Raw genomic sequence first — 21,354 nt, forward strand, 5'->3', positions numbered from 1 at the left:
ACTACAGAAAGAAAGAAGGCGATACAATGGAAAAAAGATTATTAGACTACGAAGTTGGAGAAACAGTAGAACTATTCTTGCTGATTAAATCAAGTGTAAAAGGAACAGCAAGTAACGGAAAACCATTTTTAAGTCTTGTTTTACAAGATAAATCAGGTGAATTAGAAGCAAAACTTTGGGATGTAAAAGAAAGTGATGAAGTCAATTACGGAATACAGCAAATTGTTCATCTTATGGGAGATATACAAAACTATCGTGGAAGAAAACAATTGAAAATTCGCCAAATTAGACAAGCTTCACCACTTGATGGTGTTAGTGCTAGTGAGTTTATGGAGACAGCTCCAATCAATAAAGAAGAAATGGCTGACGAAATAACCCAATATATTTTCGAAATGAAAAATGCAAACTTGCAGCGGATTACGCGAGCTTTGCTAAAAAAATATCAAGATGATTTTTATGATTATCCAGCTGCTATGCGCCATCACCATGAATTTGTTTCAGGACTAAGTTTTCACGTTGTTTCTATGTTGCGTTTAGCTAAATCAGTGGCAGACTTATATCCGACAGTTAATCGCGACTTACTTTATGCTGGAGTTATTTTACATGATTTAGGAAAAGTAATGGAACTTTCTGGACCAGTTTCGACCACTTATACACTTGAAGGTAACTTGATTGGTCATATTTCCATCGTTGTAGAGGAAGTAAGTAAAATTGCTGAAGAATTATCAATTGACGGGGAAGAGGTAGTGGTCTTAAAACATGTGCTTTTATCCCATCATGGTAAAGGCGAGTGGGGAAGTCCAAAGCCGCCTCTAGTCCGTGAAGCTGAAATTTTACATCAAATTGATTTAATGGATGCTTCCCTTAACATGATGGACAAAGTATTAAAACATACAAAACCAGGCGAATTTAGTGAAAGAGTATTTGGATTAGATAATCGCTCCTTTTATAACCCAACTTTTGAATAATAGAAAACTGTTCAGTGAAATCTACTGAACAGTTTTTTCTCAAAAAAACACGTTTGGAAGTAATCTCCAAACGTGTTTTTATCTTACTTATTTAGATGATTCTTTTGAAGAAGAGCCATCAAAATCTTTAAAAGCATCTTTCAAGTCTTTGTCTTCAACTTTTACATTAGCATCTTTGTATTCTTTCTTCAATGTTTTTTGCATGTTTTCTGTAGTAAGTTGAGATTCAAGGTAAGACTCTTTTACAGCTTTCTTATCTTTTTCAAAAGTTGTTTTTGTAGCTGGTTTTTCCATTTGAATAATGTGGTAGCCATATTGTGTTTTTACTGGAGCGCTAATGTCACCTTTGTTTTTAAGGGCATAAGCTGCTTTTTCAAATGCTGGGTCCATTTTGCCAGGACCGAATGGAGCTAATTGACCACCATTTTCTTTTGTTGCTGTGTCAGTGGAATATTCTTTAGCTAAATCTGAGAATTTTGCGCCATCTTTCAGTTTTTGTTCAACTTCTTTAGCTTTATTCTCGTCAGCTACTAAAATGTGGCTTACTGTGATATTTGGTTGCCAAGTTTTGTAATATTCTTTAAGTGCTTTATCGCTAGTATCAGTATTAGCTTCTGTAGCTTCTTGAACTAACAAGTTGTACTTAAGTTGGCTTTTGAATGTTTTCTCTGTTAACCCGCTTTGAGCTAAAACAGCAGAAAATTGATCGCCGTATTGAGATTTGTACTCTTTGAATTTTTTATCAACATCTTCATCAGTTACCTTGTATTTATCACCAAGGATCTTTTCAAAAGTAAGTTGTTGTACGAACTCAGAACCGTATTTATCTTTCATTGCGTCATAAAGTTCTTCTTGCGTCACGTCGCCAGAATCTGTCTTAACGACATTACCGCCGCCACCGCACGCTGCTAGACTGAACAATGCCATTACCATGACAAGTCCAAGAATTAATTTCTTCTTCATTAAATAAAACACACTCCTTAGTTGTTGATGTAATTCCCGCTTAACACAATAACTATCATAACACAAATTAAAGATAAAAAGAAAAGATGAAAGAAATTTAATGATATTCTTATGGTTTAGTCAGAAATTAAAATAGAAAATCCACGTTCTGCACTTTCGACAAAACAATTTTTGGGCATTTTCCATAATTTTTTAATATGAGTAAAATCAGAGAAACTCATTCCAAAATGGACGGATAGCAATACAAGAAACATACCTGAATGACCAATAGGAGTTAAAAGCATTAATAGGATTAAAAAGCTGGAAATAACAGCAAAAGGCAAAATTAATGAAAATATATAATGCCATTTTGGAATTATCCGCTTAATATTTAATTTTATACAGGGAAGAATAAAGAAATGAATACGCCACTGAATTATAGTTCCCTCTCGGTATTTAAAACATCCAATGAGATGAAGTAATTTATGAATAGGGTAAATTAAAACAATACCAATAAGGCTAATTAGTTGATAGTCATTAGTGAGTTCCCCTGGATAAATTAAATGTTGTGTCAAAAAACATATGCATACGACAGCTAACCAGACGAGAATACCTTTTAGAAAAAGTCGATTGAATTCATCTCGTCGCTCTGTGTTGATTGATTTTAGGCAGCGCATTGTAAACTTTCCTCCAGTTAAAGCTAGAATAGTGTCTCATCAGAAGGCACCATAGTATTGTATGCTCAATTGCAACAGAATTCAACCTTTTTTAATAAAAAAATGGTCTGTTTTTGACATTTTTATGAAGCTGCATTCAAGTAAATAAAAAAACTGAGCATACGCCCAGTTTTCCGTTTTATTTATTATCTTTTTTCAATGTCTTTTCTAGGTCAGAAATTGTTTTTTGCATATCTTTAATTTCGTCCTTTAAGCGTTTCTTTTCAGGTTCCATTTCCTCATTCCACTTAGAAACAGATTCCATGATGTCAGAAGAAACGTCCTTAAGTAGTGTTGAGCCTTCTGTGCCAAGAACTTGAACTGATTGGATAAGTTCATTTGCATTATAGGCTAACTCTTTTAAAATAACACTTGCTTCCCCTGATTTAGCAACAATATCTTTTCGAAGTTCATTGCCGGATTTTGGAGCAAATAATACCGAGGCCGCCGCTCCAATTGCCCCACCAGCTAAAATACCAAAAATAAGTGATTTTTTATTCATTTATACTCCACTCCATCCATAAAGTCATTTTAGTCTACTTTTGCTGCAATAAGTTCAGCAATTTCTTGGTAACGTTCATGTGTATACCAGTCTGCGTTATCTTTCCATTTTAACCCAAAGTCGTCTGATTTGCTATACCTTGGTATTAAATGGACATGACAATGAAAGACAGATTGATAAGCTAATTCTTCATTATTATTTAAAATATTTAATCCTTGTAGCGGTAAAGCTTCTTTTAGCGCTTTTGCAATTTTAGGCACGCGGCGGAATAATTCAGCAGCGGTATCATCCGGTAAATCAAAAATATTCCTAGCATGTTTTTTAGGAATTACAAGTGTATGGCCTTCTGTGACTTGTCCTAAATCAAGGAATGCGTATACTTCTTCATCTTCATACACTTTGGCAGAAGGGATTTCACCGCGAACTATCTTGCAGAAAATGCAATCGTCCATTCAGTATGACCACCTTTCACAACATATTAATTATGTACTACTTTAATTTAACATAAAAACGAGGCAAAAGCATGTATGAGATAGTAAACAATGGATTATTTTGACAGTTCAAGGGATGAATATGCTATTATTAACTAAAGATATGTAAGGAGGTATTATAATGGCTTTAGTAGAAGTAGAACACCTAACGGGCGGGTATACGAAGCGACCAGTCCTAAAAGATATTTCATTTGCAATTGAAGAAAAGCAAATTGTTGGATTAATTGGTTTAAATGGAGCAGGAAAAAGTACTACCATTAAACATATAACCGGCTTAATGCATCCGAAACAAGGAACAATTAAAATCAACGGTCACCAATTAGTGGAAGATACAGAAACATACAGAAAGCAATTTTCTTATATTCCAGAAACTCCAGTATTATATGAAGAATTAACATTAAAAGAACATTTAGAATTGACCGGAATGGCTTATGGTCTTTCACAAGAAGAATTGCAAGAAAGAATGCCCCCGCTTTTAAAAGAGTTTCGTTTAGAGAAAAAACTGAACTGGTTTCCAGCGCATTTTTCTAAAGGAATGAAGCAAAAAGTAATGATTATGTCGGCTTTTTTAATTGAGCCTAAATTATATATTATTGATGAACCTTTTGTTGGACTTGATCCGCTTGGAATTCAGTCGCTACTTAATTGGATGGATGAAATGCGAAGTGAAGGGGCAAGTATTTTAATGTCAACGCATATTTTGGCGACTGCTGAAAAATATTGCGATACGTTTATCATTATTCACCAAGGCGAGATTCGCGCAGAAGGAACCTTAAAAGACTTACAAACGAACTTTAAAATGCCAGGAGCTTCACTTGATGAAATTTATATTCAGTTGACAAAGGAAGAGGAAGCTGATGAAAATGATATTTGATAGCAAAGCGCTTTGGAAGGAACGTTTTAGCGCTTATACTACAGAAGTAATGCGCTATCTCCGTTATATGTTTAATGATCATTTGCTTTTTGTTCTTATTATTGGACTTGGTGCTGGTATTTTTTATTATGCCGGTTGGGTAAAATCGCTTGAGCCTAGTTTTCCGGTTATCCCACTTATGGTTATTTTACTTACAGCTTCTATAGCAATTAGCCCAGTCGCGACGCTCTTACAAAAACCGGATGTAGTTTACTTAATTGTCCAAGAAAAAGCGATGGATGCTTATTTTTCTCAAGCTAAAATTGCGAGTTTCTTTATGCAACTTTATGTATTCGTAATTGTTCTTGGTATTTGTATGCCTATGTATGTAGAAGTAACAGGAATACCTTATAGTCAGTTCTTTACATTATTTATAGTACTTGCTTTACTTAAAGCTTGGAATATTTATTTTGGTTTTGAAAGTATGAAATTGGAAGACGCTGATACAACGTGGATGTTTGTTCGCGTTATTGTAAATGCCATTTTAATTTATATTTCGTTAATTTCTGCACCGTATATTTCGATTCCGATTGTTCTATCTGTGATTTTAGCAAGTTACTACTGGATTAAGAAGAAAACTTCTAAAGTGACTCTTAGATGGGAATATTTAGTAGACAAAGAAGAAGCACGAATGAATCGGTTTTATCGTTTAGTTAATTTATTTACAGATGTGCCCCACCTACGCGGCACAGTTCGTAGACGGAACTATCTAGATTTCCTTTATCGACCAATTCCTTATGCGAAAAGAAAAACTTTTGCTTATTTGTTTAGCCGCACCTTTGTAAGAACGAATGAATATATAGGACTTTACGCTCGACTTACTGTAATCGCTGTTATTCTACTTGTTTTTGTACAAGGTTTTTATTTGAATATTATTTTTTCATTGTTATTTTTATATTTAACAGGTTTTCAATTTATCCCGATGTTAAAACATTATGATGCACAAATTATGCTGCGTCTTTACCCGATTGATGATGCTTATCGTCATCGTAGTTTTATTCACTTTTTACGAATTTTGCTACTTGCACAAGCATTACTCTTTAGTATAATTGGAATTTCTCAAAACGGCACAATTGGTGGGATGGTGATCTTAGGAATAAATTTAGCATTTGTAGTGATTTTTACTTTTCTTTATGCTCCAATCAGAATGAAAAAAATGTACGAATAAAAAAAGCGATTTGGATTTTTGGTCCAAATCGCTTTTTCCTATTTAGCATCATGCGAGAATTCTGGATAATGATAAATATCTTCATGTGAGAAACCAACTTGCGTATTATTTTTTTTCATAATACTTGTGATTTCTTTGTGCAAAGGAGTTTTTTTCCATTCTTGAAAGAAAACTTCGGAATCCCAAAAAGAAATAATTAAAAACTTATTTGTATTCATTGCTTTGGTAAGTTTTGTGCTCTGTAACCCAGGTGTTTCACTAAAATGTAAACTAGCATGTTGATACATTTGTAAGAAAATCGGAATCTCTTCATCGCGAAGTTGAATATATTCAAACACAACAATGCCAAAACCTTTTAAAGAACCACTACTTTGTAAAACTCGATACGCTTTACCTTCTTGGAAAAGTTTTTCTCCAGTTGACTCTTGATACAAAAGAGATTGCGAAAAGTTTTGCAGAAGTGTCACATTCTCGCCAATATAATTTTCCATTAGTTGACGAAGATAATGCTCTGTTCCAGTTGTGATAAATACTTTTTTCATGATAAGTCCTTCTTTCGGTTTTATTCAATTAAGATAAATGATTACACCTGTGTTTTCCACGTTTTTCATAATTGAAACAGTAGATAGGCAATTTGTTTGGTTTTATACAAGATTTCTAGTATCCTTTTATCTGGAGAAGTTATTTATTGTTCTGTTGCCTATTGTGTGTAAATGAACAAAGAAGGGAAGTGACTTGATGACAAAAATAACGAACGATTTATTTTTAAAAGCAGCGCGAAAAGAACAAGTAGACCGAATTCCGGTTTGGTATATGAGACAAGCTGGGAGATCTCAACCAGAATATCGTAAATTAAAAGAAAAATACTCGCTATTTGAAATTACCCATCAACCAGAAATATGTGCTTATGTCACTAAATTACCAGTAGATCAATACGATGTTGATGCAGCGATTTTATACAAAGATATTATGACACCACTTCCGGGGATGGGAGTAGACGTTGAAATCAAATCTGGTATTGGTCCAGTCATACATAATACAATTAGAACTTTCCAAGATGTTGAGAAACTGACGATTTTTAAACCGGAAATTGAAGTGCCTTATGTACTTGATACGATAAAACTACTAGCGGATGATATGTTAGATGTACCTTTAATTGGATTTGCTGGAGCACCTTTTACGCTTGCAAGTTATATGATAGAAGGTGGTCCATCAAAAAATTATCACCAAACAAAAAGTTTTATGTACCGTGAACCAGAAGTTTGGGCTATTTTAATGGAAAAACTTGGACGCATGACTGCGAATTATTTAATAGCGCAAATTAACGCCGGAGCTTCTGCTGTTCAATTATTTGATTCTTGGGTAGGGGCACTTAACCGAGCGGATTATGCCGAGTACATCCGACCTGTCATTGAAATGATTGTTAAAGAAGTGAAAGCTGTTCATCCAACAACACCAATTATTATGCAAGCGGTTGGAGCTAGCCATCTTTTAACAGAGTGGGAAACAATGCCACTAGATGTAGTCGGTGTTGATTGGCGTGAAACCATCACAAGTGCTCGGAAAAAAGTTCCAACAAAAGCAATTCAAGGAAATCTTGACCCGTCCACACTTCTTGCACCAGAGAAATGTATAGCAGAAACGGAACGAATTTTACAAGAAGGTGTACTAGAAACAGGATACATTTTTAACTTAGGGCACGGTGTTTTTCCAGAGGTACCACCAGAAATGCTAAAAAAATTAACTAAGTACATCCACGAAAGAAGCGAAATTCTATTAAAAAAAGGATGATGAAAAATGACTAAAAAAGTAGGTTTACTTGTAATGGCATACGGGACTCCGTATAAAGACGAAGATATTGAACGTTACTACACAGATATTCGTCACGGACATAAGCCAAGTGAAGAAATGATTGCAGATTTGCGCGGAAGATACCACGCTATCGGAGGTCTTTCACCGCTTGCGAAAATCACTGAAGCGCAAGCCTATGGACTAGAAAAAGCATTAAACGACGCGCAAAATGAAGTAGAATTTAAAACGTACATCGGTTTAAAACACATCGAACCATTCATTGAAGACGCGGTAGAAGCTATGCACAAAGATGGTATAGAAGAAGCCATTTCCATCGTTTTAGCACCGCATTATTCTAGTTTTAGCGTCGAAGCATATAACAAAAGAGCAAAAGATGCAGCTGATAAATTGGGTAATATTCACATTAAAGCGGTTAATGATTGGTATAAACAACCAAAATTCATTCAAATGTGGGCTGATAGAATTAATGAGACAGCGAAACAAATTCCAACAGACGAATTAATAGACACTGTGTTAATTGTTTCCGCACACAGTTTACCAGAGAAAATTAAAAAACATAATGATCCTTACCCAGACCAACTACAAGAAACAGCAGATTTAATTTTTGATAAAGTAGTGGTACCTCATTATGCGCTAGGTTGGCAAAGTGAAGGGAAAACCGGTGAACCTTGGCTTGGACCTGATGTACAAGATTTAACAAGAGAACTATACGGCCGGGAAAAATACAAACATTTTATTTATACACCAGTTGGTTTTGTCGCAGAACATTTAGAAGTACTTTATGATAATGATTATGAATGTAAAGTAGTAACAGATGAAGTAGGTGCAGCTTACCACCGACCTCCAATGCCAAATGCTGACCCTGAATTTTTAGAAGTTTTAAGAACGGTCATTTGGGATGCATACACAAAATAAAAATATGTGCTGGGATACTTGTTATTCCAGCACTTTTTTATAATAAAAGAAAACGGTTTCAATATTTTTAGCTAAATACTATGAAGTTTTAATCAGATTCTCATCTTTGCCGGGCATAATGATAACTATAGAAAGACAGGAGGTTCACCCAAATGAAAAACAAGGCAGAAAAACAAAGAATTGCCACTAATTTGTCACTTTATATGAAAATAAATGGATATACTCATAGAACATTCGCGCTTGCTGTTGGGGTTTCCCAAAGTACTTTAAAAGCATTAATGATTGGGAGAATGAGAAGCGAAAATAAATTCCAAAAATACATAACACAAATTACAGAAAGTTTGGCATTAGAAGAAAAATTCTTTGAACAACCGAAAGAAACTATTACAGCCGCACCTATCACTTTTCAAGATACAAACAAAATGCATCTTGGAGACGAAAAATTCAATGCTATCAGCTTAATGTTAAAAATTGGCGAAATTCATTACGAATCATAAAAGCTTGGGACTAATTGTCCCGAGTTTTTTTATGTGTTACAAAATAGAAAGATTCGGGGCTTGACGAACCTACTTAAGTCACGTAAAATGAAGACAATTTTCCAAATAGGAGTGTGGCACATGATTAGAAAACTAACAGTATCTGATAATGAAGAAGTAATGACACTTTTAAAACCCGAAGCAACCCTAAATTTATTTATTATTGGGGACATCGAAAATTTTGGTTATGAAAGTGATGTGCAAGACCTTTGGGGAGAATTCGATTCAGCGGGTAAATTACACGCATTGTTACTTCGATTCGATACGTTTTTCTTACCTTATTCAAAAAACGCTAATTTCGATGCAAAAGCTTTTTCGGAAATTATTGCTAAACATGATAATTATGAGGTTAGCGGCATTTCTCGTGTCACAAAGGAACTAGAACCATTTTTACCAGAACTTGCCAAAAAAAGACAAGATACTTATTTTTGTGAGTGCGAACATGTAAACCGTATTCCAGTAAATCAAGAGGTTATCGTCAGAACGGCAGTAGAAGAAGACGTGGCACCAATTATTAATATGCGCAAACATATTAAAGAATTTGGTTCGCGCGGTGAAAACGAAGAATTAATTATTCGCCAAATTGAAAAAGGCGTGAAACGAATTTATTATATTGAACAAGACCAAAAAATCGTTGCTGTAGCTGAAACTTCTGCAGAAAATTCCTTCTCAGCAATGATTACAGGTGTGGCGACAACTGATGGATATAGACAACGCGGTTATGCAAGTACGCTTCTCAAAAAATTATGTTGTGATGTATTAGCAGAAGGAAAGAAACCATGTTTATTTTACGATAATCCAGTCGCTGGCGAGATATACCACCGCCTTGGTTTTGAGCATACAGGAGATTTTGTTATGTACAAATAACCTTTACTTTGCATCCGTAAGATTGGTATGATGGATATATTATGTTAGTAAAGGATGAATAATGTGAAACCACGTGGAATTTGTTTTTTTGATATGGATGGAACACTTTTAAATAGTGAATCCAAAGTACTTGATAGTTCACTTCAAGCACTTGAAAAACTTCGACAAAATAATATTATTCCTGTTATTGCTACTGGACGAACATTTATAGAAATAAGTCATCAAATGAAAATTACCGGTATTGAGTCTGCAGTAATGATGAATGGACAAATGGCCATTTTTGAAGGGGAGAAAGTGTACGAAGATGTGATTAATGCTGATTTGCTTGAGCGTTTGACTGAAGAAGCGAAATTACAAAATGTCGAAGTCTGCTATTATAATGATAAAAGAATTGGCGCAACGGCGAATACACCAGTTGTAAAAGCGCATTATGATTTTTTAGGCGAACCAATGCCAGAAGTAAGACCTAATATGTATAAAGAAGAAACCATCAATATGGCACTTCTTTTACTTGAATCAGGGGATGATTATTTCCCAGAACGTTTTCCAGAATTGCAATTCGTTCGTAACACACCATTTAGTAACGACGTATTAAAAAAAGGCGGCTCTAAAGCTGTGGGTATTTCGAAACTGCTTGAAGTTATGGGGTATCAAGATGTTCCAACTTATGCTTTTGGTGATGGAATGAATGATTTAGAGATGTTTAGTGCGGTGGATAATGCTATTGCAATGGAAAACGCAGTACCCTTATTAAAAGAAAAAGCTACCTTTGTAACGAAAGATAACAACAGTGATGGCATAATGCTTGGCTTGAAACAATTTGATTTAATTTAAAGAAGTGCTTTAGGCACTTCTTTTTTTAAAATTTCCAACGTAAGACCGATAGAATTGTAATTATTAGTTTGTTATAATAAAACTAATCAACTGAAGAGGAGAAATGTTCATGAACGAAATCAACTCAACATCCGAACAAATAAATATAGAGAAAAGAACGAGTAAACAAATTATTATGCAAAAAATACTCAATTGGTTTGTATTTTCTTTGCTACTTGCAGCAGTCGGTGCTGCGATTGGGAGTAAATTAAGTCCAGAACTTTTTTTACCTCTTATCATATTAGAAGTAGCACTACTTGTTGTTGCTATTATTGTACGTCGTAGTAAAACAATTAATAAAGTTGTCGGGTATCCAGTTTTATTAGCGTTTGCCTTAGTTACTGGTTTGACGCTTGGCCCAACTTTGACATATTATTTTGGGGCTGGACTAGGTGCAGCAGTTCTGATGGCCTTTATAACAGCAGCGATTACTTTCACAACACTAGGTTTTGTTGGCGCAAAAATGAAGAAAGACCTTTCATTTTTAAGTAGTGCGCTATTTGCTTCCCTTATTATTTTAATACTATTCAGCTTTTTAGGTGTCTTTTTACCATTAGGTTCTATGCTGACAACAATTATTTCAGCTGGTGGAACAATTATTTTCTCATTATACATTTTGTATGATTTCAACCAAATTATGAAGCGCGATGTAGAACTTGCTGATGTACCAATGCTTGCGCTAAATTTATACCTTGATTTTCTTAACTTATTTTTATTATTACTCCGCCTATTCACAGGTCGTAATTAAGAATTTTGAAGATCTGCCAACCTAAAAATTGGTAGGTCTTTTTCTATAAAAAAGATGGTTTTTGATAGACAAAAGCAATTTAAAATTCTATAATAATATTAAGGTCAAAAAAGGTCAAACTTATTTTTTAAGGAGGACAAATAAATGGATTTACAAAAATTTACGCAACAAGTTCAGCAAACAATTGCGGACGCCCAAAATCTAGCTATTGCATCAGAGCACCAAGAAATAGATGTGGCACACGTTTTTAAAGTGTTATTAACAGAAAGTGACTTTGCAAAACGCGTGTATGATGTAGCAGAAGTTGACGTAGACTCACTTCAAAACGTAGTAGACAACATTTTAAGTAAAATCCCAGTGATTTCTGGAAGTGGAGTTAACTATGGTCAAGCAATGAGTCAAGCGCTTTTCCAATTAATGAGAGATGCAGAAAAAGAGCAAAAACAATTAGAGGATGACTTTGTATCAACTGAACATCTTATCTTAGCTGTAATGGACCAGTCTTCAAATCCTATTACAACCGAACTGAAAAAACAAGACAAATCTAAAAAACAAATTAAAGAAGCAATTTTAAAAATAAGAGGAGGGAAAAAAGTGACTTCTCAAAACGCAGAGGAAAACTATGAAGCATTAACAAAATATGGACGTGATTTAGTCGCGGAAGTAAGAAGTGGTAAACTCGATCCAGTTATTGGACGCGATGCAGAAATCCGCAACGTTATTCGAATTTTATCAAGAAAAACCAAAAATAATCCAGTATTAATCGGTGAGCCGGGTGTCGGTAAAACTGCTATTGTGGAAGGTTTAGCGCAACGTATTGTCAGAAAAGATGTTCCAGAAGGATTGAAAGATAAGACAATTATTTCACTCGATATCGGTTCCCTTATTGCCGGAGCTAAATACCGTGGGGAATTTGAAGAACGTTTAAAAGCAGTACTGCAAGAAGTTAAACAAAGTGAAGGTCAAATTTTACTATTTATCGATGAAATCCATACGATTGTGGGAGCGGGGAAAACAGATGGAGCTATGGATGCTGGAAACATGTTAAAACCTATGCTTGCAAGAGGGGAACTTCACTGTATCGGCGCCACAACTTTGGACGAATACCGCCAGTATATCGAAAAAGATGCGGCACTTGAAAGACGATTCCAAAAAGTACTTGTTCCAGAACCAACAGTGGAAGATACAGTATCCATCTTACGTGGTTTAAAAGAACGTTTTGAAATTCACCATGGAGTAAATATTCATGATAATGCTTTAGTTGCAGCAGCCAGTCTTTCCAATCGTTACATTACAGATCGTTTTTTACCAGATAAAGCAATTGATTTAGTAGATGAAGCATGCGCAACTATTCGTGTCGAAATTGATTCTATGCCGAGCGAACTTGATGAAGTGACAAGAAAAGTGATGCAATTAGAAATTGAAGAAGCAGCATTAAAAGAAGAAAAAGACCCAGCAAGTGAACGACGCTTAGAAATGTTACAACGAGAACTAGCTGACTATAAAGAAGAAGCAAACAAAATGAAATCTAAATGGGAAGCGGAAAAGAACGAAATTAGTAAAATTCGCGAGGTACGTGAACAAATAGATCATCTACGTCACGAGTTAGAAGAAGCTGAAAACAACTACGATTTAAACAAAGCTGCTGAACTTCGCCACGGTAAAATTCCAGCAGTAGAAAAAGAATTATTAGTGTTAGAAAATGAAAATCGTGAAAAAACAGCACAAGAAGATCGAATTTTACAAGAAGAAGTAACAGAAAATGAAATCGCAGAAATTGTCGGACGATGGACTGGAATACCTGTGACTAAGTTAGTAGAAGGGGAACGTGAAAAACTGCTTAAATTAGCAGATATGCTTCATCAAAAAGTAATTGGTCAAGACGACGCTGTTCAATTAGTTAGTGATGCAGTGTTACGTGCACGTGCGGGTATTAAAGATCCGAGACGTCCAATTGGTTCCTTTATTTTCTTAGGGCCAACCGGTGTTGGTAAAACGGAACTTGCCAAAGCATTAGCCTATAATATGTTTGATTCTGAAGATCATATGATTCGAATTGATATGTCTGAATATATGGAGAAACATTCAGTATCAAGACTTGTCGGGGCACCTCCAGGTTATGTTGGATATGAGGAAGGCGGACAACTTACTGAAGCTGTAAGACGCAACCCATATTCGATTATCTTACTTGATGAAATCGAAAAAGCTCATCCAGATGTATTTAATATCCTTTTACAAGTCCTTGATGATGGACGGATTACGGATTCTCAGGGGCGCTTAATTGATTTTAAAAATACTGTAATTATTATGACATCCAATATCGGCTCTAATCTATTACTAGAAAGAACCGAAGAAGGTGAAATCTCACCTGAGTTAGAATCAGATGTAATGCAAATTTTACAAAGTGAATTTAAACCAGAATTCTTAAATAGGGTAGATGATATTATTCTATTTAAACCACTTACACTCGCTGATATTAAAGGCATTGTGGAAAAATTAGTAGAAGAACTGCAAATTCGCCTTGCCGATCAAGAAATTACAATTACTATTTCAGATAACGCCAAAGCCTTTATTGCAGAAGAAGCTTATGACCCAGTATACGGTGCACGACCACTTAAACGTTATATCGTGCGTCATGTCGAAACGCCGCTTGCAAGAGAAATTGTATCTGGTAAAATCATGCCACATTCTTCCGTTAAAATTGATATACAAGATAAAGAATTTACTTTTAAAGTCACAGAATAATATGGAAAATGTTTGATTCACGACTCGAGAGGGAAAACTTTTGTTGGATTAGTCGTTTAGAAAATAAGCGAAAATGGAAGGATGAGGAAGATGAAATTAGTATTAATTCGTCATGGTCAAAGTGAATGGAACAAATTGAATTTATTTACTGGTTGGCATGATGTTGACTTATCAGAAGAAGGCGTTGTAGAAGCAATGACAGCTGGAAAACGAATTAAAGAAGCTGGCTTGGAATTCGATGTAGCTTTTACTTCTGTTTTAACCAGAGCTATTAAAACACTTAATTATGTTTTAGAAGAATCTGATCAAATGTGGGTTCCAGTCCATAAATCATGGCGTTTAAACGAACGGCATTACGGAGCGCTTCAAGGACTTAATAAACAAGAAACGGCTGAAAAATACGGCGCAGACCAAGTACAAAAATGGCGCAGAAGCTATGATACTCTTCCACCATTATTAGAAGAAAACGACGAAAGACAAGCGAAAAATGATCGCCGTTATCAACTTCTTGATACCCATGCAATTCCATCGGGCGAAAACTTGAAAGTAACCTTAGAACGAGTTATTCCTTACTGGATGGATACCATTGCACCTGAAATTAAAGCAGGACGTCGTGTTGTTATTGCAGCTCATGGTAATAGTTTACGCGCCTTGGTAAAATTCTTAGAAGGTATTAGTGATGATGAGATTATGGAGCTCGAAATCCCGACAGGTGTACCGCTTGTTTATGAACTAAATGATGAATTAAAACCAGTAAACAAATATTACTTGGATAAATAAAAAAAACCTCTTTCCACCATGTGGAAAGAGGTTTTTTTGAGCTGCACTCGAAAAGTGAGTTCTCGCTATCAGAAAGTTGGATGTTTACTTAAAGTCATAAACTTCGCTATCTTTAGGCATCAAGAAAGTGATTAAAATAATGAAGAAGGATAACCCTACTGTTAAAATAATAGCCCGCGTCATATCAAATGATACATATAACATGGAAGAAAGAACGAATTCCGCCATTAAAGAAAGTAAGAATACCCAAAACACAGTCACTACGTAACGCATCCTTACACCCCATTTCATCTATTTCATTATACATTTTAGCACATAAAAATAGATTATCCAATCATATATCTTTTGAAAATACGATTATCGTAAAATAGGGAGGAATAAAATCTAGAACAGAGAATACTAGTGTATAGAGGATTAAATGGAATGACATAATATTGTCAAATGTAAATAGGTATTCTCAAACCCTTTGAAATAGCCATTTACTAACTTTTATGATAAGTTTTTCATCAAAAAGTTAGTAAGATCTCAGAATGAAAATGCTAGAATGGAGAAGGTTAACAGAGACAGAGCCATTTAAATTGGGGAATTAACTAATTTGGATAGGAAGTGCCAACTGATAATGAAAAAGAAATTCACGCAGATTTTACTAGCAAGTGCTATCGTAAGTTCTACTTTATTACCTTTTGCTAATACAGGAGCGGTAGAGGCAAGCGCAACCGCAGTGAGTCAGGCAGGAATGACTTTATCACAACAGCAATTTATACAATCTATTGCTAGCGATGCACAAGATTTACAAAAAGAAGAAAAAATATTAACGAGTGTTACTTTAGCTCAAGCTATCTTAGAATCCAACTGGGGTCAAAGTGGCTTATCAGCTTCTGCTAATAACTTGTTTGGAATTAAAGGTAGCTATGAAGGAAATTCAGTTTCAATGGGTACACAAGAATTTAGCAATGGAAAAGCTTATCATACCCAAGCAGATTTCAGAAAATATCCTGATAAAAAATCATCTTTAGTCGATCATGCACAACTTTTTATTAATGGAGTATCTGGAAATTCAGATTTATATTCTGCGGTTATCGGAGAAACAGACTATAAAAAAGCAGCCCATGCAATTCAAGACGCTGGCTATGCAACTGACCCGAATTATGCAGAAAAACTAATCTCTACTATAGAAACATATAATTTAGATGACTATGATCAAGTATACGACTCAGTAACCTCAACGGAAAAACAATTGGCTTATGCTGAAATTACAAATCCTGCTAGCGAAATTATTTGGACAAAACCATATAACACAGAAGGCGCAGAGCAAGTAGGAAGTGCTAAAGATTTCCAAAATAAAACGCTACGAATAACACAAAAAGCGGTTACCGAAAAAGGAACTTGGTATCAACTTCAGGATCAAGGTAAAACAATTGGATGGATAGATAGTGATGCAGTAACTATTTTTTACACCCCTAAAAATGAAACAAATATGAAACTAGATAAATATGTAACAGACTCAGACCAAAAAATCTATGCGTATCCAGTAGAAGATAATTCTAAAGTAGTAGCAGATTTAAATAATTATTTAGGAAAAGAAGTGGACATTGACCGTCGAGCAGATGTGAAAAATGAGTACTGGTACCGTATAACATCAGATGACGGTAAAATAATTGGTTGGTCTAAAGCAGACGGTTTTGCTGAAAATAATCCGAATAAGGCACTTGAAGTAAAATAAAAAGTAGCAATCCAATTGCGTAATTGGAGTTTCTCTGTTAAAATTAGTACCAGGTCATAAAAATAACCAGGAGAAGAACTTTTATCCTGATATAGTTTGATATGGAGGAGAACACATGAACGCAGGAATTTTAGGAGTAGGTAAATACGTACCTGAAAAAATATTAACAAACTTTGATTTAGAAAAAATGATGGAAACGTCGGATGAGTGGATTCGTACTCGTACTGGAATTGAAGAAAGAAGAATTGCTCGTGATGATGAATATACACATGATTTAGCATATGAAGCAGCAAAAGTAGCTATTGAAAATGCTGGACTTACACCAGATGATATTGATTTGTTTATTGTTGCAACAGTGACACAAGAAGCAACCTTTCCATCCGTTGCTAATATTATCCAAGACCGCTTAGGAGCAAAAAATGCTGCAGGCATGGATGTTGAAGCAGCTTGTGCTGGATTTACATTTGGTGTTGTTACTGCAGCTCAATTCATCAAAACAGGCGCTTATAAAAATATTGTCGTAGTTGGTGCAGATAAATTATCTAAAATAACTAACTGGGATGACCGTTCTACAGCAGTATTATTCGGTGACGGAGCAGGAGCAGTTGTTATGGGCCCTGTATCAGATAATCACGGTCTACTTTCCTTTGACTTGGGTTCGGACGGTTCAGGAGGTAAATATTTAAACTTAGATGAAAATGAAAAAATCTATATGAACGGACGTGAAGTATTCCGTTTTGCTGTTCGTCAAATGGGTGAAGCTTCATTACGTGTATTAGAACGTGCTGGACTTGAAAAAGAAGAGTTAGATTTACTAATTCCACACCAAGCTAATATTCGTATTATGGAAGCTTCCCGTGAACGTTTAAATCTCCCAGAAGAAAAACTAATGAAGACAGTTCATAAATACGGAAATACATCATCATCCTCTATTGCACTTGCATTAGTAGACGCGGTTGAAGAAGGACGTATTAAAGACAATGATAACGTGTTACTTGTCGGCTTTGGGGGCGGCTTAACATGGGGCGCCCTAATCATTCGTTGGGGTAAATAAATAGCATACTTCAAATGAAAAGTTGCCCTAACGTTTATTTTAGTTAGGGCAACTCTTCTTTATTTATGTTATAATAGAGCAGGCTTTTGGTTTATTTTGTTTGTGCAATATTTTTATTTTAAATAAAGCCTTAATTTTATACTAGCTGCTGTCGTTTAGACAGAAGTTGTTTTTTATGAATTGCAAAATAAGGAGATGAGTAAATGGATAGAAGAAGAGTAGTTGTTACTGGAGTTGGAGCAGTTACACCAATTGGGAATGATGCAGAAACTTCGTGGGAAAACGCTAAAAAAGGTGTCAATGGTGTTGCAGAAATGACAAGACTTAATCCGGATGACTTTCCGGTTAAAATTGCAGCAGAATTAAAAGATTTTGATGTAGAAAAATATTTAGAGAAAAAAGAAGCTCGTAAAATGGACCGTTTTACCCATTATGCCATTGCAAGTGCAGAAATGGCTGTGCAAGATTCTGGTTTGATTATTGATGATTCCAATGCAACTCGTGTTGGGGTATGGATTGGATCCGGTATCGGTGGAATGGAAACATTTGAAACTCAATACGAAGTTTTCCTAAATCGTGGACACCGCCGTGTTAGCCCATTTTTTGTACCAATGATGATTCCAGATATGGGTTCAGGACAAGTTTCGATTCGTTTTGGAGCAAAAGGGATTAACTCTACTACAGTAACAGCATGTGCCACTGCAACCAACTCTATTGGTGACGCATTTAAAGTTATCGAACGAGGCGATGCAGATGCAATGATTACTGGTGGAGCCGAGGCGCCAATTACAAAAATGTCATTAGCAGGTTTTACAGCAAATAAAGCTTTATCATTAAATCCAGATCCAGAAACAGCATGTCGTCCATTTGATAAAGACCGTGATGGTTTTATTATTGGCGAGGGAGCAGGAATTGTAATTTTAGAAGAATATGAACATGCAAAAGCTCGTGGTGCTAAGATTTATGCGGAAGTTGTTGGTTACGGTGCAACAGGTGATGCTTATCATATTACTGCACCAGCGCCAAATGGAGAAGGGGCAGCACGTGCAATGAAAATGGCGATTGACGATGCGGGACTTACTCCTGACAAAGTTGACTACATTAACGCGCACGGAACAAGTACTCCATACAATGATGAATACGAAACACAAGCGATTAAAACTGTGTTCGGTGAGCATGCGAAGAAATTAGCTATTAGCTCTACTAAATCAATGACAGGACATACTTTAGGTGCGTCAGGCGGTATTGAAGCTATTTTTGCTTTATTAAGTATTCGTGATAATATTATCGCACCAACAATCCATTTGGAAAATCAAGATGAAGTTTGTGACTTGGATTATGTTCCAAACAAAGCACGTGAAGCAGAAGTAAATGTCGTAATGTCTAACTCTTTTGGCTTCGGCGGCCACAATGCGACACTAGTATTCAAAAGAATAGAAGACTAAAATAACTAAAGCCTTGTTTCCTAAAATGGAAACAAGGCTTTTTTTGAGCAAAAAACTAGCTTTAATCAATAAAGTTGTATAAAATTAAATTGCACACAACTTAAAAGGAGGAGAACATGGTGGACACGAACACGCGTATATTAGAGGAACAGCTTTGTTTTTCTGTTTACAATGCATCCAAACAATTTACCAAACTCTACCGCGAAGCTCTGGATCCGTTCCAACTTACCTATCCACAATATATTACTTTACTTGTTTTATGGGAAGGGCAGAAACAAACGGTTACTGATCTTGGAAAAAGATTAGTTTTAGACAGCGGAACATTAACACCAATGTTAAAACGAATGGAGAATTTGGGATATGTAACGCGGAGCCGTCATCCGGAAGATGAACGCCGTGTCTATATTGAGCTAACGGAAAAAGCAATAGAAATTCAACCAGCTGTGTTAAAAAGCGTGGACACTTGCCTTCAATTACTAGGTTTCGAGGAACAAGATTACACACAATTACTTACTAAATTACAAGCACTTACTAATCAATTAGGAGGAATAGGAAATGAAAAAACTTTATGAAACAACGGTTATTAACACTGGTGGAAGAAGTGGGGAAGTACATTCTCCAGATAACGTATTTTATTTTGACATCTCAGCACCAACAGAACTTGGTGGAGACGGCGGCGGTGGAACAAACCCTGAACAATTATTTGCAGCAGGATATGGGGCTTGTTTCAATAGCGCATTAGAATTAGTACTTGGAAAAGCCGGAATTGAAGCTAAAAGTACTGTAACAGCGACTGTTAGCTTGTATAGCGACCCGGAAGACAATGGTTTCAAAATCGGAGTGTTATTAGAAGGAACTATTGAAGGGCAAGATAAAGAAAAAACAGAAGAACTTCTTAAAAAAGCACATGAAGTTTGCCCATATTCTAAAGCTACTCGCGGTAATATTGATGTGGAAATTAAAGTAGGTTAATTAATAGTAAAAAGGCGAATACTTGGGTAACCAAGTATTCGCCTTTTATTTATTTTCTGCGTTTGCGTCCTAGTCCGACACCATTTTCCATTTTCTTCAATGTTTTATTAGCAACACGAGCCGCTTTTTCTGCTCCTGCATCTAAAATATTATCCAGTTCTTCAGATTCTAAGTAAGCGTAATATCTTTCTTGGATTGGCTCAAGCTCAGCAACAACTAACTCTGCTAAATCTGTTTTAAAGTCGCCATAGCCTTTACCAACATATTTTTCTTCTATAGTAGCAATTGTTTCACCAGTGATAACAGAATAGATAGTTAGTAGGTTAGAGACACCAGGTTTTTCTTCTTTATTATATTCAATGATACCACTAGAGTCAGTAACTGCGCTTTTGATTTTTTTTCTGATTGTAGCAGGTGGGTCTAATAAGAAAATCGCATTTTTTAAGTTTGCATCAGATTTACTCATTTTTTTCGTTGGATCTTGAAGGGACATAACTCTAGCGCCTTGTTTAGGGATAAATACTTCAGGCATCGTGAAAATATCCGCATGTTTTTTATTGAATCTTTCTGCTAAATCACGAGTTAACTCAATATGTTGTTTTTGGTCTTCACCAACAGGTACTAAGTTTGTTTGGTAAAGTAGAATATCCGCAGCCATTAATGGAGGATAAGTCAAGAGTCCAGCACTTACACCGGCTTTACCATCTGATTTATCTTTAAACTGTGTCATACGTTCTAATTCGCCAATATAAACGTTACATTGTAAAATCCAAGCAGCTTGTGCGTGGGCTGCAACCTCAGATTGAATAAATAACGTTGCTTTTTCAGGATCAAGTCCAACGGCTAAATAAAGAGCGGCAAGGCTTCTTGTTTGTTCGCGTAATTTTAGTCGATTTTGAGGTACCGTAATCGCATGTTCGTCTACAATACAATAAAAACATTCATATTCATCTTGAAACTGTCCAAATTGTTTTAAAGCTCCGATATAATTCCCTAAAGTTAATTGTCCACTAGGTTGAATGCCGGAAAATATTACTTTTTTCATTTTGTATTCCTCCAATTTTTTCACTGATTGCGAAAATAAAAAAACCGTCCATCCCAACATATAAATGTTTAGGGACGAACGGTTATCCGCGGTGCCACCCTAAGTACCTCTTAAAGGCTCTTAGTAATAGAAAAACTCT

The 21,354-nt window shown here is 35.5% G+C and carries 23 protein-coding genes and 1 other annotated feature (1 of these 24 running past the window's edge); of the genes, 16 read left to right on the forward strand and 7 right to left on the reverse strand.

What is annotated here, in order from left to right:
- Positions 1 to 26: 26 nt before the first annotated feature.
- The gene (gene yhaM / locus HCB38_RS11410; protein WP_185319370.1) at positions 27 to 968 is read left to right on the forward strand and encodes a 3'-5' exoribonuclease YhaM; all 942 of its coding nucleotides are present in this window, start codon (positions 27 to 29) and stop codon (positions 966 to 968) included.
- A gap of 87 nt (positions 969 to 1,055) precedes the next feature.
- Here the strand turns inward: yhaM and HCB38_RS11415 are convergent, their stop codons facing one another.
- The 4 genes from HCB38_RS11415 to HCB38_RS11430 all read right to left on the reverse strand — a co-directional run bounded on the left by HCB38_RS11415 (position 1,056) and on the right by HCB38_RS11430 (position 3,580).
- Positions 1,056 to 1,931, reverse strand: a complete 876-nt coding sequence (locus HCB38_RS11415; RefSeq protein WP_185638599.1) for a peptidylprolyl isomerase — start codon at positions 1,929 to 1,931, stop codon at positions 1,056 to 1,058.
- Positions 1,932 to 2,047: 116 nt separating this feature from the next.
- Complete coding sequence (locus HCB38_RS11420; protein WP_185319368.1) at positions 2,048 to 2,587, reverse strand: DUF3267 domain-containing protein; 540 nt, start codon at positions 2,585 to 2,587, stop codon at positions 2,048 to 2,050.
- Between the two features lie 178 nt (positions 2,588 to 2,765).
- Entirely contained in the window at positions 2,766 to 3,128 is a 363-nt protein-coding gene (locus HCB38_RS11425; protein WP_003720598.1) for a YtxH domain-containing protein, read from the reverse strand.
- Positions 3,129 to 3,157: 29 nt separating this feature from the next.
- Positions 3,158 to 3,580 (reverse strand): HIT family protein, encoded by a 423-nt coding sequence (locus HCB38_RS11430; RefSeq protein WP_185319367.1) that lies wholly within the window; start codon positions 3,578 to 3,580, stop codon positions 3,158 to 3,160.
- Positions 3,581 to 3,740: 160 nt separating this feature from the next.
- Between HCB38_RS11430 and HCB38_RS11435 the strand changes: the two genes are divergently transcribed.
- Positions 3,741 to 4,493: an ABC transporter ATP-binding protein gene (locus tag HCB38_RS11435; RefSeq protein WP_185638601.1), complete on the forward strand. Its 753-nt coding sequence runs from the start codon at positions 3,741 to 3,743 to the stop codon at positions 4,491 to 4,493.
- A complete protein-coding gene (locus HCB38_RS11440) occupies positions 4,477 to 5,700 on the forward strand; it encodes an ABC transporter permease (RefSeq protein WP_185319365.1) in 1,224 nt (407 codons plus the stop codon). Before HCB38_RS11435 ends, HCB38_RS11440 begins: the two co-directional genes overlap by 17 nt.
- A gap of 38 nt (positions 5,701 to 5,738) precedes the next feature.
- Here the strand turns inward: HCB38_RS11440 and HCB38_RS11445 are convergent, their stop codons facing one another.
- Positions 5,739 to 6,242: an antibiotic biosynthesis monooxygenase family protein gene (locus tag HCB38_RS11445; protein WP_185319364.1), complete on the reverse strand. Its 504-nt coding sequence runs from the start codon at positions 6,240 to 6,242 to the stop codon at positions 5,739 to 5,741.
- Between the two features lie 196 nt (positions 6,243 to 6,438).
- Here HCB38_RS11445 and hemE point away from each other — a divergent pair, with 196 nt between their 5' ends.
- The 8 genes from hemE (at position 6,439) to gpmA (ending at position 14,976) form a co-directional block, all read left to right on the forward strand.
- Positions 6,439 to 7,491, forward strand: coding sequence for a uroporphyrinogen decarboxylase (gene hemE / locus HCB38_RS11450; RefSeq protein WP_185638603.1), 1,053 nt, complete (start codon positions 6,439 to 6,441; stop codon positions 7,489 to 7,491).
- 6 nt (positions 7,492 to 7,497) lie between these two features.
- Complete coding sequence (gene hemH, locus HCB38_RS11455) at positions 7,498 to 8,427, forward strand: ferrochelatase (protein ID WP_185619691.1); 930 nt, start codon at positions 7,498 to 7,500, stop codon at positions 8,425 to 8,427.
- Positions 8,428 to 8,579: 152 nt separating this feature from the next.
- Positions 8,580 to 8,924 (forward strand): hypothetical protein, encoded by a 345-nt coding sequence (locus tag HCB38_RS11460; RefSeq protein WP_185319361.1) that lies wholly within the window; start codon positions 8,580 to 8,582, stop codon positions 8,922 to 8,924.
- Positions 8,925 to 9,044: 120 nt separating this feature from the next.
- The gene (locus HCB38_RS11465) at positions 9,045 to 9,830 is read left to right on the forward strand and encodes a GNAT family N-acetyltransferase (RefSeq protein ID WP_185619692.1); all 786 of its coding nucleotides are present in this window, start codon (positions 9,045 to 9,047) and stop codon (positions 9,828 to 9,830) included.
- A 63-nt stretch (positions 9,831 to 9,893) separates the two neighbouring features.
- On the forward strand, positions 9,894 to 10,664 hold the full coding sequence (locus HCB38_RS11470; protein ID WP_185638605.1) for a Cof-type HAD-IIB family hydrolase: 771 nt from the start codon (positions 9,894 to 9,896) through the stop codon (positions 10,662 to 10,664).
- A gap of 109 nt (positions 10,665 to 10,773) precedes the next feature.
- Positions 10,774 to 11,451: a Bax inhibitor-1/YccA family protein gene (locus HCB38_RS11475; protein WP_185319358.1), complete on the forward strand. Its 678-nt coding sequence runs from the start codon at positions 10,774 to 10,776 to the stop codon at positions 11,449 to 11,451.
- Between the two features lie 144 nt (positions 11,452 to 11,595).
- A complete protein-coding gene (gene clpB / locus HCB38_RS11480; RefSeq protein WP_185638607.1) occupies positions 11,596 to 14,196 on the forward strand; it encodes an ATP-dependent chaperone ClpB in 2,601 nt (866 codons plus the stop codon).
- Positions 14,197 to 14,286: 90 nt separating this feature from the next.
- On the forward strand, positions 14,287 to 14,976 hold the full coding sequence (gene gpmA / locus HCB38_RS11485; RefSeq protein ID WP_185319356.1) for a 2,3-diphosphoglycerate-dependent phosphoglycerate mutase: 690 nt from the start codon (positions 14,287 to 14,289) through the stop codon (positions 14,974 to 14,976).
- An 84-nt stretch (positions 14,977 to 15,060) separates the two neighbouring features.
- On the opposite strand, the gene HCB38_RS11490 is transcribed toward gpmA, so the two are convergent.
- Positions 15,061 to 15,249: a YjzD family protein gene (locus HCB38_RS11490; RefSeq protein ID WP_003763532.1), complete on the reverse strand. Its 189-nt coding sequence runs from the start codon at positions 15,247 to 15,249 to the stop codon at positions 15,061 to 15,063.
- Positions 15,250 to 15,571: 322 nt separating this feature from the next.
- Here HCB38_RS11490 and HCB38_RS11495 point away from each other — a divergent pair, with 322 nt between their 5' ends.
- The 5 genes from HCB38_RS11495 to HCB38_RS11515 all read left to right on the forward strand — a co-directional run bounded on the left by HCB38_RS11495 (position 15,572) and on the right by HCB38_RS11515 (position 20,170).
- Complete coding sequence (locus HCB38_RS11495) at positions 15,572 to 16,699, forward strand: GW domain-containing glycosaminoglycan-binding protein (protein WP_185638609.1); 1,128 nt, start codon at positions 15,572 to 15,574, stop codon at positions 16,697 to 16,699.
- Between the two features lie 115 nt (positions 16,700 to 16,814).
- The gene (gene fabH / locus HCB38_RS11500; protein ID WP_185319354.1) at positions 16,815 to 17,753 is read left to right on the forward strand and encodes a 3-oxoacyl-ACP synthase III FabH; all 939 of its coding nucleotides are present in this window, start codon (positions 16,815 to 16,817) and stop codon (positions 17,751 to 17,753) included.
- A gap of 203 nt (positions 17,754 to 17,956) precedes the next feature.
- Positions 17,957 to 19,198, forward strand: coding sequence for a beta-ketoacyl-ACP synthase II (fabF, locus tag HCB38_RS11505; RefSeq protein WP_185319353.1), 1,242 nt, complete (start codon positions 17,957 to 17,959; stop codon positions 19,196 to 19,198).
- A 119-nt stretch (positions 19,199 to 19,317) separates the two neighbouring features.
- Complete coding sequence (locus tag HCB38_RS11510) at positions 19,318 to 19,770, forward strand: MarR family winged helix-turn-helix transcriptional regulator (protein ID WP_185619695.1); 453 nt, start codon at positions 19,318 to 19,320, stop codon at positions 19,768 to 19,770.
- Positions 19,754 to 20,170, forward strand: coding sequence for an organic hydroperoxide resistance protein (locus tag HCB38_RS11515; RefSeq protein ID WP_003767979.1), 417 nt, complete (start codon positions 19,754 to 19,756; stop codon positions 20,168 to 20,170). Before HCB38_RS11510 ends, HCB38_RS11515 begins: the two co-directional genes overlap by 17 nt.
- A 49-nt stretch (positions 20,171 to 20,219) precedes the next feature.
- On the opposite strand, the gene trpS is transcribed toward HCB38_RS11515, so the two are convergent.
- Entirely contained in the window at positions 20,220 to 21,215 is a 996-nt protein-coding gene (trpS, locus tag HCB38_RS11520) for a tryptophan--tRNA ligase (protein ID WP_185619696.1), read from the reverse strand.
- Between the two features lie 67 nt (positions 21,216 to 21,282).
- Positions 21,283 to 21,354, reverse strand: a binding site (T-box leader) (it continues 159 nt past the right edge of the window).

The organism is Listeria farberi (assembly GCF_014229295.1).
GTDB lineage: Bacteria > Bacillota > Bacilli > Lactobacillales > Listeriaceae > Listeria > Listeria farberi.

Excerpts from the sequence above, each read along its gene's own strand:
- yhaM (WP_185319370.1), top strand. The coding sequence starts at position 27 with ATGGAAAAAAGATTATTAGACTACGAAGTTGGAGAAACAGTAGAACTA.
- HCB38_RS11415 (WP_185638599.1), bottom strand. The coding sequence starts at position 1,931 with ATGAAGAAGAAATTAATTCTTGGACTTGTCATGGTAATGGCATTGTTC.
- HCB38_RS11420 (WP_185319368.1), bottom strand. The coding sequence starts at position 2,587 with ATGCGCTGCCTAAAATCAATCAACACAGAGCGACGAGATGAATTCAAT.
- HCB38_RS11425 (WP_003720598.1), bottom strand. The coding sequence starts at position 3,128 with ATGAATAAAAAATCACTTATTTTTGGTATTTTAGCTGGTGGGGCAATT.
- HCB38_RS11430 (WP_185319367.1), bottom strand. The coding sequence starts at position 3,580 with ATGGACGATTGCATTTTCTGCAAGATAGTTCGCGGTGAAATCCCTTCT.
- HCB38_RS11435 (WP_185638601.1), top strand. The coding sequence starts at position 3,741 with ATGGCTTTAGTAGAAGTAGAACACCTAACGGGCGGGTATACGAAGCGA.
- HCB38_RS11440 (WP_185319365.1), top strand. The coding sequence starts at position 4,477 with ATGAAAATGATATTTGATAGCAAAGCGCTTTGGAAGGAACGTTTTAGC.
- HCB38_RS11445 (WP_185319364.1), bottom strand. The coding sequence starts at position 6,242 with ATGAAAAAAGTATTTATCACAACTGGAACAGAGCATTATCTTCGTCAA.
- hemE (WP_185638603.1), top strand. The coding sequence starts at position 6,439 with ATGACAAAAATAACGAACGATTTATTTTTAAAAGCAGCGCGAAAAGAA.
- hemH (WP_185619691.1), top strand. The coding sequence starts at position 7,498 with ATGACTAAAAAAGTAGGTTTACTTGTAATGGCATACGGGACTCCGTAT.
- HCB38_RS11460 (WP_185319361.1), top strand. The coding sequence starts at position 8,580 with ATGAAAAACAAGGCAGAAAAACAAAGAATTGCCACTAATTTGTCACTT.
- HCB38_RS11465 (WP_185619692.1), top strand. The coding sequence starts at position 9,045 with ATGATTAGAAAACTAACAGTATCTGATAATGAAGAAGTAATGACACTT.
- HCB38_RS11475 (WP_185319358.1), top strand. The coding sequence starts at position 10,774 with ATGAACGAAATCAACTCAACATCCGAACAAATAAATATAGAGAAAAGA.
- clpB (WP_185638607.1), top strand. The coding sequence starts at position 11,596 with ATGGATTTACAAAAATTTACGCAACAAGTTCAGCAAACAATTGCGGAC.
- gpmA (WP_185319356.1), top strand. The coding sequence starts at position 14,287 with ATGAAATTAGTATTAATTCGTCATGGTCAAAGTGAATGGAACAAATTG.
- HCB38_RS11490 (WP_003763532.1), bottom strand. The coding sequence starts at position 15,249 with ATGCGTTACGTAGTGACTGTGTTTTGGGTATTCTTACTTTCTTTAATG.
- fabH (WP_185319354.1), top strand. The coding sequence starts at position 16,815 with ATGAACGCAGGAATTTTAGGAGTAGGTAAATACGTACCTGAAAAAATA.
- fabF (WP_185319353.1), top strand. The coding sequence starts at position 17,957 with ATGGATAGAAGAAGAGTAGTTGTTACTGGAGTTGGAGCAGTTACACCA.
- HCB38_RS11515 (WP_003767979.1), top strand. The coding sequence starts at position 19,754 with ATGAAAAAACTTTATGAAACAACGGTTATTAACACTGGTGGAAGAAGT.
- trpS (WP_185619696.1), bottom strand. The coding sequence starts at position 21,215 with ATGAAAAAAGTAATATTTTCCGGCATTCAACCTAGTGGACAATTAACT.